We start from the raw sequence: 16,565 nt of genomic DNA on the forward strand, positions 1-16,565 counted from the left end.
TTGCTGCTGCCCCATTACGACGGCATGCCAAAGCTGATGGCAGCGGCCAGTCCGCTGATGCTGGGCACGCCCACCAGCACGATCGAGCCGCCCGGCAGGCTGATGAGCAAGTCATTGCCGGTGTCGGTGACATATTTCGCCACGAAGGCGTCGGCTGTCATCGGCGTCGAGAAGAAGTCGGCGAAGTACAGGCGGTCGCCGTCGGCGATGCGGAAGTCGGTAATGCGGTCGCTGCCGTACTGCGGCTCGAACACGAACTTGTCGGCGCCGGTGCCGCCGGTCAGCACGTCGTTGCCCTTGCCGCCCAGCAGATAGTCGCCTTCGGTGCCCCCATCCAGCGTGTCGTTGCCGGTGTCGCCGTACAGGTAGTCGATGCCGGCGCCGCCCTGCAGTTTGTCGTCGCCATTGCCGCCGTACAGCGCGTCGGTGCCGCCGTAGCCGTTCAGCAGGTCGTCGCCGTTGGCGCCTTGCAGCACGTCGTTGGCGTTGTTGCTGGCGTTGCCGGACATGATGTCGTTGCCGTTGCCGCCGTTCAGCTTGAGGCCCTGGTCGCCGGTGGAGCCGGTGATCAGCAGGGCGATGGTATCGGTGCTGACCATGCCGCCCTTGTCGGTGACCTTGTAGCTGAACGTGGCGCGCAGCGACTGCCCGGTGGATAGCCAGCTCAGCTCGGCTGACGGCGTCAGGTTCAGCGTGTTGCCGTCGGCCGACAGGGCGGCCTGCACGTTGAGCGAGGCCAGGTTCACGGCGGCGTTGGTGACGGGGTTGATCAGGGCCTGCGAATTGGAGTCGGCGCCCCAGGTCAGCGCCGAGGTGCTGTTCATCAGGCTGAAGGTGAGCACGTCGCCGTTGTCCACGTCCAGAACCGCGCTGGCAATGGAGGTGGTGATGACCGCCGCCTCGACGGTTGTCAGGCCGACCGGCGCGGCGCTGGGGGCCTCGTTGACGTCGGTGATGCCCAGCGTGACGGCGCGCTGGCTGAGATTGCCGAAGCTGTCGGTGGCCTGCACGGTGAAGTGGTAGTTGTTCTTGGTTTCGTAGTCCGGATTGCCAATGAGGGTGACGTTGCCGTTGGCGGCGATCGAGAACGCGGCGGCATCGTCGCCATTGTTGGCGAGCAGGCTGTAGCTGACAGGATGCGGGTCGCTGGCTGCCGCCGTGTACACCACCAGGTTGGCGCCGGCGTTTTCCGCCAGCGTGGCGGCGGTGCCGGAACTGAACGTCGCGCCGTGCGTGTCGAGCGCCAGGCTGGCGCCGGCGCCCTGCGCCGTGTTGCCGGCCGCGTCGAGCGCGGTGATGGCGACGGTGATCGGGCCGTCAGCCAGCGTGCTCAGGTCGGCCTTGCCGTTGCTGCCGATGACGGTGTTGTTGCTGGCGTCCTTGAAGGTGACGGTGGCGCCGGCATCGCTGTCCAGGCCGGTGATGGCGTAAGTGACGGCACCTTTTTCCGCATTGTTGATCTGGCTGTCGGCCAGCAGGACGGCGAGGTTGCCGCCCGCATCGGCAGTGGTGTCGAGCACCGTGGCGGCGCCGGTGCCGGTGGCGGTGTTGCCGGCCGTATCCGTGGCCGAGATGGCAACGGTGATCGGACCGTCGGTCAAGGTGGACAGGTTGGCCATGCCGTTGCTGCCGGTGACGACGTGGTTGGCCGCGTCCTTGAAGGTCACGGTGGCGGTGGCATCACTGTCCAGGCCTGTGATGGCGTAGGCAACCGCGTTTTTCTCGGCATTGCTGACCAGGCCATCTGCAACCTGGACGGCGAGGTTGCCGCCGATGTCGGCGCTCGTATCGAGCGCGGTAGCGGCGCCGGTGCCCGTGGCGCTGTTGCCGGCGGCATCGGTGGCCGAGATGGAGACGGTGATTGGGCCATCGGTCAGGGTGGACAGGTTGGCGATGCCGTTGCTGCCGGTGACGGTGTGGTTGTTGCTGTCTTTGAATATGACGGTGGCGGTAGCGTCGCTGTCGAGACCGGTGACGGTGTAGGCGACGGCACTTTTCTCGGCGTTGCCGACCAGGCTGTCGGCGACTTGCACGGCGAGGTCGTGGCCGACATCGGCCGTGGTGTCGAGCACGGTGGCTGCACTGGTACCCGCTGCCGTGTTGCCGGCAGTGTCGCTTGCCGAAACGGAGACCGTGATCGGACCATCGGTCAGCGCGGACAGGTCGGCGATGCCGTTGTTGCCGACGCTGCTGTGGACACCGTCGCTGAAGGTGACCGTGGCGGTGGCATCGCTGTCGAGGCCAGTGACGGTGTAGACGACGGCGCCCTTCTCGGCGTTCCCGACCAGGCCGTCGACGACTTGCACGGCGAGGTCATGGCCGACATCGGCCGAGGTGTCCAGCACGGTAGCGGTGCCGGTACCGGCGGCACTGTTGCCCGCCGCATCCGTGGCCGAGATCGAGACCGTGATCGGGCCATCGGTCAGGGTGCTGAGATCAGCGACGCCGTTGCTGCCGGTGACGGTATGGTTGGCGCCGTCCTTGAAGGTAACCGTAGCGCTGGCGTCGCTGTCGAGGCCGGTGACGGTATAGGCGACGGCACCTTTCTCGGCGGTGCCAATCAGGCTGTCGGCGACTTGCACGGCGAGGTCATGGCCGACGTCGGCAGTGGTGTCCAGCACGGTAGCGGTGCCGGTACCGGCGGCACTATTGCCCGCCGCATCCGTGGCAGAGATCGAGACCGTGATCAGGCCATCGGTCAGCGTGCTGAGATTGGCGACACCGTTGCTGCCGGTTACGGTGTGGTTGGCTGCATCCTTGAAGGTGACTGTGGCAGTGGCGTCGACGTCTAGACCGGTGACGGTATAGACGACCGCAGTCTTTTCGGCATTGCTGACCAGACTGTCGGCGACTTGCACGGCGAGGTCATGGCCGACGTCGGCTGTGGTATCGAGCACGGTGGCGGCACTGGTTCCGCTTGCGCTGTTGCCAGCCGCATCGGTGGCCGAGATGGAGACCGTGATGGAGCCATCGGTCAGCGTGCTGAGATCAGCGACGCCATTGCTACCGGTGACGGTGTGGTTGGCGCCGTCCTTGAAGGTCACAGTGGCGGTGGCATCGCTGTCGAGGCCAGCGACGGTGTAGGCGACGGCACCTTTCTCAGCGTTGCCGACCAGGCTGTCGGCAACTTGCACCGCGAGGTCATGGCCGACGTCGGCGATGGTGTCGAGCACGGTGGCAGCACCGGTGCCCGAGGCAGTGTTGCCGGCGGTGTCGGTGGCCGAGACGGAGACCGTGATGGGGCCATCGGTCAGCGTGCTGAGATCGGCGACGCCGTTACTGCCGGTGACGGTGTGGTTGGCGCCGTCCTTGAAGGTCACGGTGGCGGTGGCGTCGGCGTCGAGGCCAGCGACGGTGTAGGCGACGGCACCTTTCTCAGCGTTGCTGACCAGACTGTCAGCGACCTGCACGGCGAGGTCATGGCCGACGTCGGCTGTGGTATCGAGCACGGTGGCGGCGCTGGTTCCGCTTGCGCTGTTGCCAGCCGCATCGGTGGCCGAGATGGAGACCGTGATGGGGCCATCGGTCAGCGTGCTGAGATCGGCGACGCCATTGCTACCGGTGACGGTGTGGTTGGCGGCGTCCTTGAAGGTCACGGTGGCGGTGGCGTCGGCGTCGAGGCCAGCGACGGTGTAGGCGACGGCACCTTTCTCAGCGTTGCCGACCAGGCTGTCGGCAACTTGCACCGCGAGGTCATGGCCGACGTCGGCGTTGGTGTCGAGCACGGTGGCAGCACCGGTGCCCGAGGCAATGTTGCCGGCGGTGTCGGTGGCCGAGACGGAGACCGTGATGGGGCCATCACTCAGCGTGCTGAGATCGGCGACGCCGTTGCTGCCGGTGACGGTGTGGTTGGCGCCGTCCTTGAAGGTCACGGTGGCAGTGGCGTCGGCGTCAAGGCCGGTGACGGTGTAGGCGACGGCAACTTTCTCAGCGTTGCCGACCAGGCTGTCGGCAACTTGCACCGCGAGGTCATGGCCGACGTCGGCGATGGTGTCGAGCACGGTGGCAGCACCGGTGCCCGAGGCAATGTTGCCGGCGGTGTCGGTGGCCGAGACGGAGACCGTGATGGAGCCATCGGTCAGCGTGCTGAGATCAGCGACGCCATTGCTACCGGTGACGGTATGGTTGGCGGCGTCCTTGAAGGTCACGGTGGCGGTGGCATCGCTGTCGAGGCCAGTGATGGTGTAGGCAACTGCACCTTTCTCAGCGTTGCCGACCAGGCTGTCAGCGACCTGCACGGCGAGGTCATGGCCGACGTCGGCGTTGGTGTCGAGCACGGTGGCAGCACCGGTGCCCGAGGCAATGTTGCCGGCGGTGTCGGTGGCCGAGACGGAGACCGTGATGGGGCCATCACTCAGCGTGCTGAGATCGGCGACGCCGTTACTGCCGGTGACGGTGTGGTTGGCGCCGTCCTTGAAGGTCACGGTGGCGGTGGCGTCGGCGTCGAGGCCAGCGACGGTGTAGGCGACGGCACCTTTCTCAGCGTTGCCGACCAGACTGTCAGCGACCTGCACGGCGAGGTCATGGCCGACGTCGGCTGTGGTATCGAGCACGGTGGCGGCACTGGTTCCGCTTGCGCTGTTGCCAGCCGCATCGGTGGCCGAGATGGAGACCGTGATGGGGCCATCGGTCAGCGTCGATAGGTCGGCGGTGCCGTTGCTGCCGGTGACGGTGTGGTTGGCGCCGTCCTTGAAGGTCACGGTGGCGGTGGCGTCGGCGTCGAGGCCAGCGACGGTGTAGGCGACGGTACCTTTCTCAGCGTTGCCGACCAGACCGTCAGCGACCTGCACGGCGAGGTCATGGCCGACGTCGGCTGTGGTATCGAGCACGGTGGCGGCACTGGTTCCGCTTGCGCTGTTGCCAGCCGCATCGGTGGCCGAGATGGAGACCGCGATGGGGCCATCGGTCAGCGTCGATAGGTCGGCGGTGCCGTTGCTGCCGGTGACGGTGTGGTTGGCGCCGTCCTTGAAGGTCACGGTGGCAGTGGCGTCGGCGTCAAGGCCAGTGATGGTGTAGGCGACGGCACCTTTCTCAGCCTTGCTGACCAGACTGTCGGCAACTTGCACGGCGAGGTCATGGCCGACGTCTGCGGTGGTGTCGAGGACAGTGACTGTGCCGGTGCCCGAGGCGGTGTTGCCAGCGGTGTCGGTGGCCGAGACGGAGACCGTGATGGAGCCATCGGTCAGCGTGCTGAGATCAGCGACGCCATTGCTACCGGTGACGGTATGGTTGGCGGCGTCCTTGAAGGTCACGGTGGCGGTGGCGTCGGCGTCGAGGCCAGCGACGGTGTAGGCGACGGCACCTTTCTCAGCGTTGCCGACCAGGCTGTCGGCAACTTGCACCGCGAGGTCATGGCCGACGTCGGCGGTGGTGTCGAGGGCAGTGGCTGTGCCGGTGCCCGAGGCGGTGTTGCCGGCAGTGTCGGTGGCCGAGATGGAGACCGTGATGGGGCCATCGGTCAGGGCGCTGAGATCGGCGAGGCCGTTGCTGCCGGTGACAGTGTGGTTGGCGCCGTCCTTGAAGGTCACGGTGGCGGTGGCGTCGGCGTCGAGGCCAGTGATGGTGTAGGCGACGGCAACTTTCTCAGCGTTGCCGACCAGACTGTCAGCGACCTGCACGGCGAGGTCATGGCCGACGTCGGCAGTGGTGTCCAGCACGGTAGCGGTGCCGGTACCGGCGGCACTATTGCCCGCCGCATCCGTGGCAGAGATCGAGACCGTGATCGGGCCATCGGTCAGCGTGCTGAGATTGGCGACACCGTTGCTGCCGGTTACGGTGTGGTTGGCTGCATCCTTGAAGGTGACGGTGGCAGTGGCGTCGACGTCTAGACCGGTGACGGTATAGACGACCGCAGTCTTTTCGGCATTGCTGACCAGACTGTCGGCGACCTGCACGGCGAGGTCGTGGCCGACGTCGGCTGTGGTATCGAGCACGGTGGCGGCACTGGTTCCGCTTGCGCTGTTGCCAGCCGCATCGGTGGCCGAGATGGAGACCGTGATGGGGCCATCGGTCAGCGTCGATAGGTCGGCGGTGCCGTTGCTGCCGGTGACGGTGTGGTTGGCGCCGTCCTTGAAGGTCACGGTGGCGGTGGCGTCGGCGTCGAGGCCAGCGACGGTGTAGGCGACGGCACCTTTCTCAGCGTTGCCGACCAGGCTGTCGGCAACTTGCACCGCGAGGTCATGGCCGACGTCGGCGATGGTGTCGAGCACGGTGGCAGCACCGGTGCCCGAGGCAATGTTGCCGGCAGTGTCGGTGGCAGAGATGGCGACGGTGATGGAGCCATCGGTCAGCGTGCTGAGATCGGCGACGCCGTTACTGCCGGTGACGGTGTGGTTGGCGCCGTCCTTGAAGGTCACGGTGGCGGTGGCGTCGCTGTCGAGGCCAGTGATGGTGTAGGCAACTGCACCTTTCTCGGCATTGCCAATCAAGCTGTCGGCGACCTGCACGGCGAGATCGTGGCCGACGTCGGCGGTGGTGTCGAGGACAGTGGCTGTGCCGGTGCCCGAGGCGGTGTTGCCGGCAGTGTCGGTGGCGGAGATGGAGACCGTGATGGGGCCATCGGTCAGCGTCGATAGGTCGGCGGTGCCATTGCTACCGGTGACGGTATGGTTGGCGGCGTCCTTGAAGGTCACGGTGGCGGTGGCGTCGGCGTCGAGGCCAGCGACGGTGTAGGCGACGGCACCTTTCTCAGCGTTGCCGACCAGGCTGTCGGCAACTTGCACCGCGAGGTCTTGGCCGACGTCGGCGTTGGTGTCGAGCACGGTGGCAGCACCGGTGCCCGAGGCAATGTTGCCGGCGGTGTCGGTGGCAGAGATGGCGACGGTGATGGAGCCATCGGTCAGCGTGCTGAGATCGGCGACGCCGTTACTGCCGGTGACGGTGTGGTTGGCGCCGTCCTTGAAGGTCACGGTGGCGGTGGCGTCGCTGTCGAGGCCAGTGATGGTGTAGGCAACTGCACCTTTCTCGGCATTGCCAATCAAGCTGTCGGCGACCTGCACGGCGAGATCGTGGCCGACGTCGGCGGTGGTGTCGAGGACAGTGGCTGTGCCGGTGCCCGAGGCGGTGTTGCCGGCAGTGTCGGTGGCGGAGATGGAGACCGTGATGGGGCCATCGGTCAGCGTCGATAGGTCGGCGGTGCCATTGCTGCCGGTGACGGTGTGGTTGGCGCCGTCCTTGAAGGTCACGGTGGCGGTGGCGTCGGCGTCGAGGCCAGCGACGGTGTAGGCAACGGCACCTTTCTCAGCGTTGCCGACCAGACTGTCAGCGACCTGCACCGCGAGGTCATGGCCGACGTCGGCGGTGGTGTCGAGGACAGTGGCTGTGCCGGTGCCCGAGGCAGTGTTGCCGGCAGTGTCGGTGGCCGAGATGGAGACCGTGATGGGGCCATCGGTCAGGGCGCTGAGATCGGCGAGGCCGTTGCTGCCGGTGACAGTGTGGTTGGCGCCGTCCTTGAAGGTCACGGTGGCGGTGGCGTCGGCGTCGAGGCCAGCGACGGTGTAGGCGACGGCACCTTTCTCAGCGTTGCCGACCAGGCTGTCGGCAACTTGCACCGCGAGGTCTTGGCCGACGTCGGCGTTGGTGTCGAGGGCAGTGGCTGTGCCGGTGCCCGAGGCGGTGTTGCCGGCAGTGTCGGTGGCCGAGATGGAGACCGTGATGGGGCCATCGGTCAGGGCGCTGAGATCGGCGAGGCCGTTGCTACCGGCGACAGTGTGGTTGGCGCCGTCCTTGAAGGTCACGGTGGCGGTGGCGTCGGCGTCGAGGCCAGCGACGGTGTAGGCGACGGCACCTTTCTCAGCGTTGCCGACCAGACTGTCAGCGACTTGCACGGCGAGGTCATGGCCGACGTCGGCAGTGGTGTCCAGCACGGTAGCGGTGCCGGTACCGGCGGCACTATTGCCCGCCGCATCCGTGGCAGAGATCGAGACCGTGATCGGGCCATCGGTCAGCGTGCTGAGATTGGCGACACCGTTGCTGCCGGTTACGGTGTGGTTGGCTGCATCCTTGAAGGTCACGGTGGCGGTGGCGTCGGCGTCGAGGCCAGCGACGGTGTAGGCGACGGCACCTTTCTCAGCGTTGCCGACCAGACTGTCAGCGACCTGCACGGCGAGGTCGTGGCCGACGTCGGCTGTGGTATCGAGCACGGTGGCGGCACTGGTTCCGCTTGCGCTGTTGCCAGCCGCATCGGTGGCCGAGATGGAGACCGTGATGGGGCCATCGGTCAGCGTCGATAGGTCGGCGGTGCCGTTGCTGCCGGTGACGGTGTGGTTGGCGCCGTCCTTGAAGGTCACGGTGGCGGTGGCGTCGGCGTCGAGGCCAGCGACGGTGTAGGCGACGGCACCTTTCTCAGCGTTGCCGACCAGGCTGTCGGCAACTTGCACCGCGAGGTCTTGGCCGACGTCGGCGTTGGTGTCGAGCACGGTGGCAGCACCGGTGCCCGAGGCAATGTTGCCGGCGGTGTCGGTGGCCGAGACGGAGACCGTGATGGGGCCATCACTCAGCGTGCTGAGATCGGCGACGCCGTTACTGCCGGTGACGGTGTGGTTGGCGCCGTCCTTGAAGGTCACGGTGGCGGTGGCGTCGGCGTCGAGGCCAGCGACGGTGTAGGCGACGGCACCTTTCTCAGCGTTGCCGACCAGACTGTCAGCGACCTGCACGGCGAGGTCATGGCCGACGTCGGCTGTGGTATCGAGCACAGTGGCGGCACTGGTTCCGCTTGCGCTGTTGCCAGCCGCATCGGTGGCCGAGATGGAGACCGTGATGGGGCCATCGGTCAGCGTCGATAGGTCGGCGGTGCCGTTGCTGCCGGTGACGGTATGGTTGGCGGCGTCCTTGAAGGTCACAGTGGCGGTGGCATCGCTGTCGAGGCCAGCGACGGTGTAGGCGACGGCACCTTTCTCAGCGTTGCTGATCAAGCTGTCCGCCACTTGCACGGCCAGGTTGCCTCCCGCGTCGGCTGTCGTGTCGATTGCGATGCTTTGCGCGACGGACGCTGCGCTGACGTTGCCGGCGGCATCCGTGGCCTTGGCGGTGAAGCTGTAGCTGCCGTCGGCCAGCACGCTGCTGGTGAAGGTGTAGCTGCCGCTGCCGGGCGCGGTTTGCGTGGCCGTGCCGATCGCCACGCCAGCCTGGAACACGGTGACCGTGGCGTTGGCTTCGGCGTTGATGGTCAGCGTCGGTGTGCTGTCGTTGGTGAGGGTGTCAAGCGTGGAACCGCTGTTGGCGCTGAAGCCGGTGATGGCCGGGGCGCCCGGCGCGCTGGCGTCTACCACGACACTGACAGTATTGCTGGTGGATGTGTTGCCGGCTGCATCGGTGACGTGTGCACGAAACTGGTAGGCGCCGTTGGCCAGATTGCTTTGGGCCGTGCTGGTGGTGGTCCAGACGCCGCCGCCGTTGGTGGAAATTTGGTACACAACTGTGGCGCCACCCTCGCTGCCGGCCAGCGCCAGGTTGAAGATGTTGTCGCTGGTGATGCCGTCGCCAGGTGTGCCGGTGTCGGTCAGGTTGCTGAAGCCCAGGGTGCCGGCGGCAGGCGCCGCCGTATCGAGCACATAGGCGCGCGACAAGGCGGGGCCGCCGTTGCCGGCCGCATCCTCCACCTGCACCTTCAGCGTGTTGCTGCCGCTGAGGGTGACGCCGGACAGGCTGAACGTGCTGGTGCCAACGGCATTGCTGGCGGTTTGCCAGGTATTGCCGCCGTCCAGCGAGACCCGCACCACTTCGCCGCTGGCGGTCGCCGCGCTGAGCGTGCCGGAAATGGTTTGTGCTGCCGTGGCGGTGATAAGATCGGTGCTGCTGGCGCCGCTGTCGTTGGAGAAGATGGCGCTGCTGACCGCGGTGCTGGGCGCCGTGGTGTCCAAGGTGTAGCTGCGCGCAGTGCTGATGGAATTGTTCCCGGTCGCCGCGCTCCAGAACTGGATGGACTTGCCGGCGCCGCTGGCCAGCGTCACGTTCACGGTGAACGTGCCGCTGCCGGCATCGTCGGTGTAGGTGACCGTGGCGGCGGTCCGGGCGGTGCCGCTGCCGTCCGTGGAGACATAGACGACCGGGGCCTGCGAGTTATTGGTGCTGGCAGTGAAGTTGCCGCTGATGGTCTGCGCGGCCGTCCGCGTCAAGAAGTCGCTGGACGAGGTGCCGGTGTCGGCCGACAGGGAAAACGCGGATACGTTCATGGCCGTGTCCAGCGTGCCGCCATACGTGGCGCTGCTGAGCGCGGCGGTTTCTATGCTGCCGGTCTGCGCTTCGAGCACCCAGTCGCCGCCGGCGGCCGCGCTGCCGGTCAGGTTGGTAGAGGCGGCCACGTCGGCGCCGGTGGCCGCGGCGAGGCCGGCGATGAATTGCTGGCCGGTGGCGCCGGCGCCGACATCGCAGCCGTACAGCAGGATGTCGGCGCCCCCCGTCAGGTGGCTGCCAATGGCGGCCAGCACGTCGCTGTAGCTGGCCAGCGTGTCGCTGCTGAGCACCGCCGACCCCAGCTGGATCTGGCCCGGCGCGCCGTGGGACACCACGTCCATGCTGCTCAGGTTGGTGACGATGTCGATCGCCGCCACCAGTCCGCTGTTGTGTTCGAGAAATTGCTGTATCTGCTGCACGCCGTCGCGCCCCGCGTCTAGCACGACGATGGTGGCGTTGGCCGGCGTGGAGGCAATCAGGCTCTGATAGTCCGCCACGCCCGGATCGACAAAAATCACGCGCGGCGTGAACAGGCCGTTCAGGCTGCCGCTGGCCGACACCACATTGATCTGGCTTGCGCTGGCATCATGGCCCGACAGCCAGTTCTGGATCTGCTGCGGCCCGGGCGAGGCGTTGTCGATCAGCACGATATTGAACAGGGCGGTGTCATACTCGGCTGCCAGTGCGGCATAGGCGGACAACGCGGTATCGATGAAGACGGTGCGGATAGTGGCCATGATTTCTCTCGTTGGAGTAGGTGACAAGGGGAAATTTAAATGTTCGTCCGGTCACTTATTTGACGCCTGCGCAATGCATTTTGCATGAGAGGAATGCCCTTACTTTTTAGTAGCAATTCGCTATTTCCTATGATAAAAGTGTGACAAATCTCCCAGGAGTCGACGATGCTCAGCCCTGATTGCGGTGCCAGCTGGAAGCGCGGCCATGCCCCCCGGCCATAGCACGCCCGGCCAGCCCATCCGGGTGCTGCTGGTGTGCGATTTGCCGATCGCGGCCTGGGGGCTGGAACAGCTGATTTTGTCGCGCCAGCCGGCGCTGGCACTGACCGGGAGCGTGCGCACTGTGTCGGAGGCGCAACAAAGCCTGCGCCGCCAAGCCGCCGACGTGGTGGTGTACGACGTCGACGGCGCCAACGTGCTGGGCCTGATCGCCGAACTGCTGGCCGGCCAGGGCTGCAAAGTGCTGGTGGTGGGCAGTTCACGCGAGCCGTCGCACGCGGACGCCGCCGTGCTGGCCGGGGCCAACGGCATGGTGTGCAAGAGCGAGCCGGTGGACATGCTGTTCAAAGCGATAGAGAAAGTGTGCGCCGGCGAATTCTGGATGGACCGCCTGGCCACCATGCGCATCCTCGCCTCCATGGCGCGCAGCAAGGCCAATGCGCAGCCGGAACGCGAACGCCTGGCGCGCCTGACGCGCAAGGAACGCCTGACGGTGGCCGAGGTGGCGCGCGACGCGGGCGCCACCTCGGCCGACATCGCCGCCCGCCTGGGCATCAGCGAGCGCACCCTGCGCAACCACTTGACCGCGATTTACGCCAAGCTGGGCGTCAGCAACCGGCTCGGCCTGTTCGACTATGCGCGGCGCCACCTGCTGCCGGCCGAGCGGGCTTCCTGAGCCCGGCGCCAGCCTTCTCCTGCATTCGGACCCTGCGCTTGTATAATGCAGGCAAATCCACAGCTTCCCTGACCATGACCAATACCACCCATTTCGGCTACAAGACCGTCTCCGAAGACGATAAAGTGAAGGAAGTCGCCAAGGTGTTCCACTCGGTGGCCGCCAAGTACGACGTGATGAACGACCTGATGTCGGCTGGTCTGCATCGCCTGTGGAAGACGTTTACCATCGCCAACGCGGCCGTGCGCCCCGGCTTCAAGTGCCTGGACATTGCCGGCGGCACCGGCGACCTGGCCAAGGCCTTCGCCAGGCAGGCCGGCCCCACCGGCGAGGTGTGGCTGACCGATATAAACGAGTCCATGCTGCGCGTCGGCCGCGACCGCCTCTTGAATCGCGGCCTGGTCACCCCCACCTTGCTGTGTGACGCGGAAAAATTGCCGTTCCCGGACAATTATTTCGACCGCGTCAGCGTGGCCTTCGGCCTGCGCAACATGACGCACAAGGACCAGGCGCTGGCGGAAATGCGCCGCGTGCTGAAGCCGGGCGGCAAGCTGCTGGTGCTGGAGTTCTCGAAAGTCGCTGAACCGTTGCAAAAGCCGTATGATCTGTATTCGTTCTCGGTGCTGCCTTGGCTGGGACAGAAAATTGCCGGTGACGCGGAAAGCTACCGTTACCTGGCAGAATCGATCCGCATGCATCCCGATCAGGAAACCCTGAAAACGATGATGCAGGATGCGGGACTGGAGCGGGTCCAGTATTACAACCTGACGGCGGGTGTGGCCGCTTTGCACACCGGTATCAAACTGTAAGCAGGAAACTATCATGAACATGAAGAAATTTCTGATCGGCGCCATGCTGGCGCTGTCCGCCACCTCCATGCTGGCCGAGGCGATCGCCCGTCCGATGGGCGGCGGCCGTTCGATCGGACGCCAGTCGCAAAGCGTGAGCCGCATGCCGGCCCAGCCTGCGCCGGCGCCTAGTCAGGCTGCGCGCCCGGCCGCCCCTGCTGCGGCCCCGGCTGCCGCACCGGCTCCGGTTCCTGCCAAGCCAGCCAGCCCGTGGAAGGGCATCCTGGGCGGCGCCCTGCTGGGCCTCGGCCTGGGCGCGCTGTTCTCGCACTTCGGCCTGGGCGGCGCCATGGCATCGATGCTGGGCTCGCTGCTCACCATCGTGCTGATCGCCGGCGTGGCCTACTTCATCTTCAGCCTGATCCGCCGCAAGACCTCGCCGCAGCCGGCCGCTGCCGGCGGCAACTTCGGCGGCAACGCTTGGCAGCCTCAGCCGCAGCAGCCAGCCGCGCGCACGCCGGAAATCGGTTCCGGCCTGCCGCCGCTGCAGCCGGTATCGGGCGGTTTGAACCTGGACAAGCCGGCCCCGGCCGCCCACACCCCATGGGGCGTGCCGGCCGACTTCGACACCTCGTCCTTCCTGCGCCACGCGAAGAGCAACTTCATCCGCCTGCAAGCGGCGTGGGACAAGGGCGATTCGGCTGACATCCGCGAATTCACCACCCCGGAAGTGTTCGCCGAGCTGAAGATGCAGATCGCCGAACGCGGCGCGCAAGCGGACTACACCGACGTGGTCACCATCGACGCCGAGCTGCTGGGCATCGAGAACGACGGCAAGGATTACCTGGCCAGCGTGAAATTCCATGGTTCCATCAAGCCCGCGCCGGATGCGCTGGCCGAGCCGTTCCAGGAAGTCTGGAACCTGACCAAGCCGGTTTCCGGCAACGGCGGCTGGCTGCTGGCCGGCATTCAGCAACTTGCCTGAGCTGTGAACTGGTAAGATCAAAACCGCCCAGGCAAACTGGGCGGTTTTGTTTTTTTAAGCGCCCGCACGCATGCCACCAACGACCATACCCAATCTGCCTACCCCGCTGGCGCCCGTCGCCGCCACCATCAACCACCTGCTGGCCCAGGAACCGTGGGCGCGCGCCGCGCTGCGCCTGCACGCTGGCAAGGTGGCCTGCATTGCCGCCGCCCCGGTCGAGCTGCGCCTGGGCGTGACCGCCGACGGCATGGTGGAGCCGGCGCCGGCCGACGCCGCCGCCAGCGTCACCATCCGCCTCAAGTTGTCCGACCTGCCGCTGATCGCGCAAAACCGCGAGCGCGCTTTTTCCTACGTGCAGATCGAGGGCGACGCCGAATTCGCCAACGCCATCTCGCAGCTGTCCAAGTCGCTGCGCTGGGAAGCCGAGCACGACCTGGAAAAAGTGGTCGGCCCCATCGCCGCCACGCGCCTGGTGGGCGGCGCCAAAGCCGCCTTCGAAGCCTTGAAGACCGGGCAGCGCAAGTTGGCCGAGAACGCGGCCGAATACTTCCTTGAAGAAAACCCCTTGCTGGTACGCCCGGCCGTGACCGAGCAGTTCGGCGCGGACGTGCGCCGCCTGCGCGACGACACCGAGCGCTTCGCCAAGCGCTTGGCCAACCTGGAAAAGAAACTGGCGCAGGGCGCCGGGGACCCTACATGATCTTGAAATTCCTGCGCCTGCTGAAAATCCTGCGGGTGGCCGTCCAGTACGGACTCGACGAAATCGCCTTTTCCGGCCTGCGCGTGCCGCGTACCGCCAAGCTGATCGACACCTTCTTCTTCTGGCGCGACATTACCGCGCCGCGCGGCCTGCGCCTGCGCCTAGCGCTGGAGGAACTGGGGCCGATCTTCGTGAAATTCGGCCAGGTGCTGTCCACCCGGCGCGACCTGATACCGCTCGACATCGTGGAAGAACTGGCGCTGCTGCAGGACCGCGTGCCGCCGTTCGATTCCGACCTGGCCATCGCGCAGATCCAGCGTTCGCTGGGCGACCATCCGGACCGCCTGTTCGCCAGCTTCGAGCGCATCCCGGTGGCTTCGGCCTCCATCGCGCAGGTGCACTTCGCCACCTTGAAGGATGGCAAGGAAGTGGCCGTCAAGGTGCTGCGCCCCGGCATGAAGAAGCTGATCGACGAGGACGTGGCGCTGATGCACATCGCCGCCGACTGGATCGGCCGCCTGTGGGCCGACAGCAAGCGTTTGAAGCCGAAAGAGGTGGTGGGCGAGTTCGACAAATACCTGCACGACGAGCTGGACCTGATGCGCGAGGCGGCCAACGCCAGCCAGCTGCGCCGCAACTTTGCCGACGGCAAGCTGCTGCTGGTGCCGGAAATGTACTGGGACTATTGCTCGTCCAGCGTGATCGTCATGGAGCGCATGCACGGCATCCCCGTGTCGCAGATCGACCGCCTGATGGAAGCGGGCGTGGACCTGAAAAAGCTGTCCAGCGACGGCGTGGAAATTTTCTTCACCCAGGTGTTCCGCGACGGCTTCTTCCACGCCGATATGCACCCCGGTAACATCCTGGTGTCCATCGATCCGGCCACCTTCGGCCGCTACATCGCGCTGGACTTCGGCATCGTCGGCACGCTGAACGACTTCGACAAGGATTACCTGTCGCAGAACTTCCTGGCCTTCTTCCGCCGCGACTACAAGCGCGTGGCCGAGGCCCACATCGAATCGGGCTGGGCGCCCAAGGAAACCCGCGTGGACGAGCTGGAGTCGGCCGTGCGCGCGTGCTGCGAGCCCATTTTCGACCGGCCGCTGAAGGACATCTCCTTCGGCCAGATCCTGCTGCGCCTGTTCCAGACCTCGCGCCGCTTCAATGTGGAAGTGCAGCCGCAGCTGGTGCTGCTGCAAAAGACCCTGCTCAACATCGAAGGCCTGGGCCGCCAGCTGGACCCGGACCTGGACCTGTGGAAGACCGCCAAGCCCTACCTGGAAAACTGGATGGCCGAGCAGGTCGGCTGGCAGGGCATGCTGGAGCGCCTGAAAGCCGAAGCGCCGCGCTACACCCACGTGCTGCCGCAGCTGCCGCGCCTGATGCACCGCGCGCTCACCGTGGCCGGCGAGCCGGACAACACCAACAACGAACTGCTGCGCGTGCTCATCGCCGAGCAGCAGCGCACCAACCGCCTGATCAGTTTCGTGGTCTATTTCGCCGGCGCTTTCGCGGTCGGCGCGCTGGGCCTGCAAGCCATCCTGCGCTGGCGGGGCATGCTATGACGCAGCCGCCAAAGACGCCGCCAACGACGTCGCCAAGTGCTCCGCCGAGTGCGCCGCCCGGCGCCGCCCCGAGCTTCGACGCGCGCGACCCGCTCGCCCCGGCCTTCTGGGACGAGCGTTTTGAAAAAGGCTACACGCCCTGGGACCGAGGCGGCGTGCCCGAGCGCCTGCGCCAGTTCGCCCGCGAACTGCACGGCCTGCCCACGGTACTGATCCCCGGCTGCGGCTCCGCCTACGAACTGGCCTTCCTGTCCGAAGCCGGCTGGGACGCAACCGCCATCGATTTCTCCCCGGCGGCCGTGGCCGCCGCGCGCCAGGCCGTCGGCCCGCAATGGCAGGGCAGGGTGGTGGAAGCCGATTTCTTCCACTACCAGCCCGCCGCGCCGCTGGACGTGATTTACGAGCGCGCCTTCCTGTGCGCCCTGCCGCGCGCCATGTGGCCGCAGGTGGCGGCGCGCTGGGCCGCGTTGCTGCCGTCCGGCGCGCTGCTGGCCGGCTATTTCTTCTTTGATAACAATCCCAAGGGGCCGCCCTTCGGCATCGCCCGCGAGCAGCTGGACGCCTTGCTCGCGCCGCATTTCCGCTGCGTGGCCGACGAAGCGGTGTCCGATTCCATGCCGGTTTTCGAGGGCAAGGAGCGCTGGATGGCCTGGCGGCGGCTGTAATTCGCATTACGGGCTGGAAAAGGCTTTATAATTCAGGGTTTTGATGATTTTTGCGGA

7 protein-coding genes are annotated in these 16,565 nt (G+C 66.4%); 6 read left to right on the forward strand and 1 reads right to left on the reverse strand.

Annotated features, from left to right (window positions below; genetic code table 11):
* Positions 1–14: 14 nt before the first annotated feature.
* Positions 15–10,910 (reverse strand): Ig-like domain-containing protein, encoded by a 10,896-nt coding sequence (locus ACFJI2_RS29650; protein ID WP_377703025.1) that lies wholly within the window; start codon positions 10,908–10,910, stop codon positions 15–17.
* A 205-nt stretch (positions 10,911–11,115) separates the two neighbouring features.
* Here ACFJI2_RS29650 and ACFJI2_RS29655 point away from each other — a divergent pair, with 205 nt between their 5' ends.
* The 6 genes from ACFJI2_RS29655 to ACFJI2_RS29680 all read left to right on the forward strand — a co-directional run bounded on the left by ACFJI2_RS29655 (position 11,116) and on the right by ACFJI2_RS29680 (position 16,508).
* Positions 11,116–11,805 (forward strand): response regulator transcription factor, encoded by a 690-nt coding sequence (locus ACFJI2_RS29655; protein WP_377703026.1) that lies wholly within the window; start codon positions 11,116–11,118, stop codon positions 11,803–11,805.
* Positions 11,806–11,879: 74 nt separating this feature from the next.
* Complete coding sequence (gene ubiE / locus ACFJI2_RS29660; protein ID WP_107875624.1) at positions 11,880–12,614, forward strand: bifunctional demethylmenaquinone methyltransferase/2-methoxy-6-polyprenyl-1,4-benzoquinol methylase UbiE; 735 nt, start codon at positions 11,880–11,882, stop codon at positions 12,612–12,614.
* A 13-nt stretch (positions 12,615–12,627) separates the two neighbouring features.
* Positions 12,628–13,578: a Tim44 domain-containing protein gene (locus ACFJI2_RS29665; RefSeq protein WP_377703027.1), complete on the forward strand. Its 951-nt coding sequence runs from the start codon at positions 12,628–12,630 to the stop codon at positions 13,576–13,578.
* 70 nt (positions 13,579–13,648) lie between these two features.
* Positions 13,649–14,278, forward strand: a complete 630-nt coding sequence (locus ACFJI2_RS29670; protein WP_377703028.1) for an SCP2 domain-containing protein — start codon at positions 13,649–13,651, stop codon at positions 14,276–14,278.
* A complete protein-coding gene (gene ubiB, locus ACFJI2_RS29675; protein WP_377703029.1) occupies positions 14,275–15,843 on the forward strand; it encodes a ubiquinone biosynthesis regulatory protein kinase UbiB in 1,569 nt (522 codons plus the stop codon). Before ACFJI2_RS29670 ends, ubiB begins: the two co-directional genes overlap by 4 nt.
* On the forward strand, positions 15,840–16,508 hold the full coding sequence (locus ACFJI2_RS29680) for a methyltransferase (protein WP_377703030.1): 669 nt from the start codon (positions 15,840–15,842) through the stop codon (positions 16,506–16,508). The genes ubiB and ACFJI2_RS29680 overlap by 4 nt, the downstream gene beginning before the upstream one ends.
* The last annotated feature ends 57 nt before the right edge of the window (positions 16,509–16,565 follow it).

This window comes from Pseudoduganella sp. UC29_71 (assembly GCF_042693265.1).
Classification (GTDB): domain Bacteria; phylum Pseudomonadota; class Gammaproteobacteria; order Burkholderiales; family Burkholderiaceae_D; genus Rugamonas.

Excerpts from the sequence above, each read along its gene's own strand:
- ACFJI2_RS29665 (WP_377703027.1), top strand. The coding sequence starts at position 12,628 with ATGAACATGAAGAAATTTCTGATCGGCGCCATGCTGGCGCTGTCCGCC.
- ACFJI2_RS29670 (WP_377703028.1), top strand. The coding sequence starts at position 13,649 with ATGCCACCAACGACCATACCCAATCTGCCTACCCCGCTGGCGCCCGTC.
- ubiB (WP_377703029.1), top strand. The coding sequence starts at position 14,275 with ATGATCTTGAAATTCCTGCGCCTGCTGAAAATCCTGCGGGTGGCCGTC.
- ACFJI2_RS29680 (WP_377703030.1), top strand. The coding sequence starts at position 15,840 with ATGACGCAGCCGCCAAAGACGCCGCCAACGACGTCGCCAAGTGCTCCG.
- ACFJI2_RS29650 (WP_377703025.1), bottom strand. The coding sequence starts at position 10,910 with ATGGCCACTATCCGCACCGTCTTCATCGATACCGCGTTGTCCGCCTAT.
- ubiE (WP_107875624.1), top strand. The coding sequence starts at position 11,880 with ATGACCAATACCACCCATTTCGGCTACAAGACCGTCTCCGAAGACGAT.
- ACFJI2_RS29655 (WP_377703026.1), top strand. The coding sequence starts at position 11,116 with ATGCCCCCCGGCCATAGCACGCCCGGCCAGCCCATCCGGGTGCTGCTG.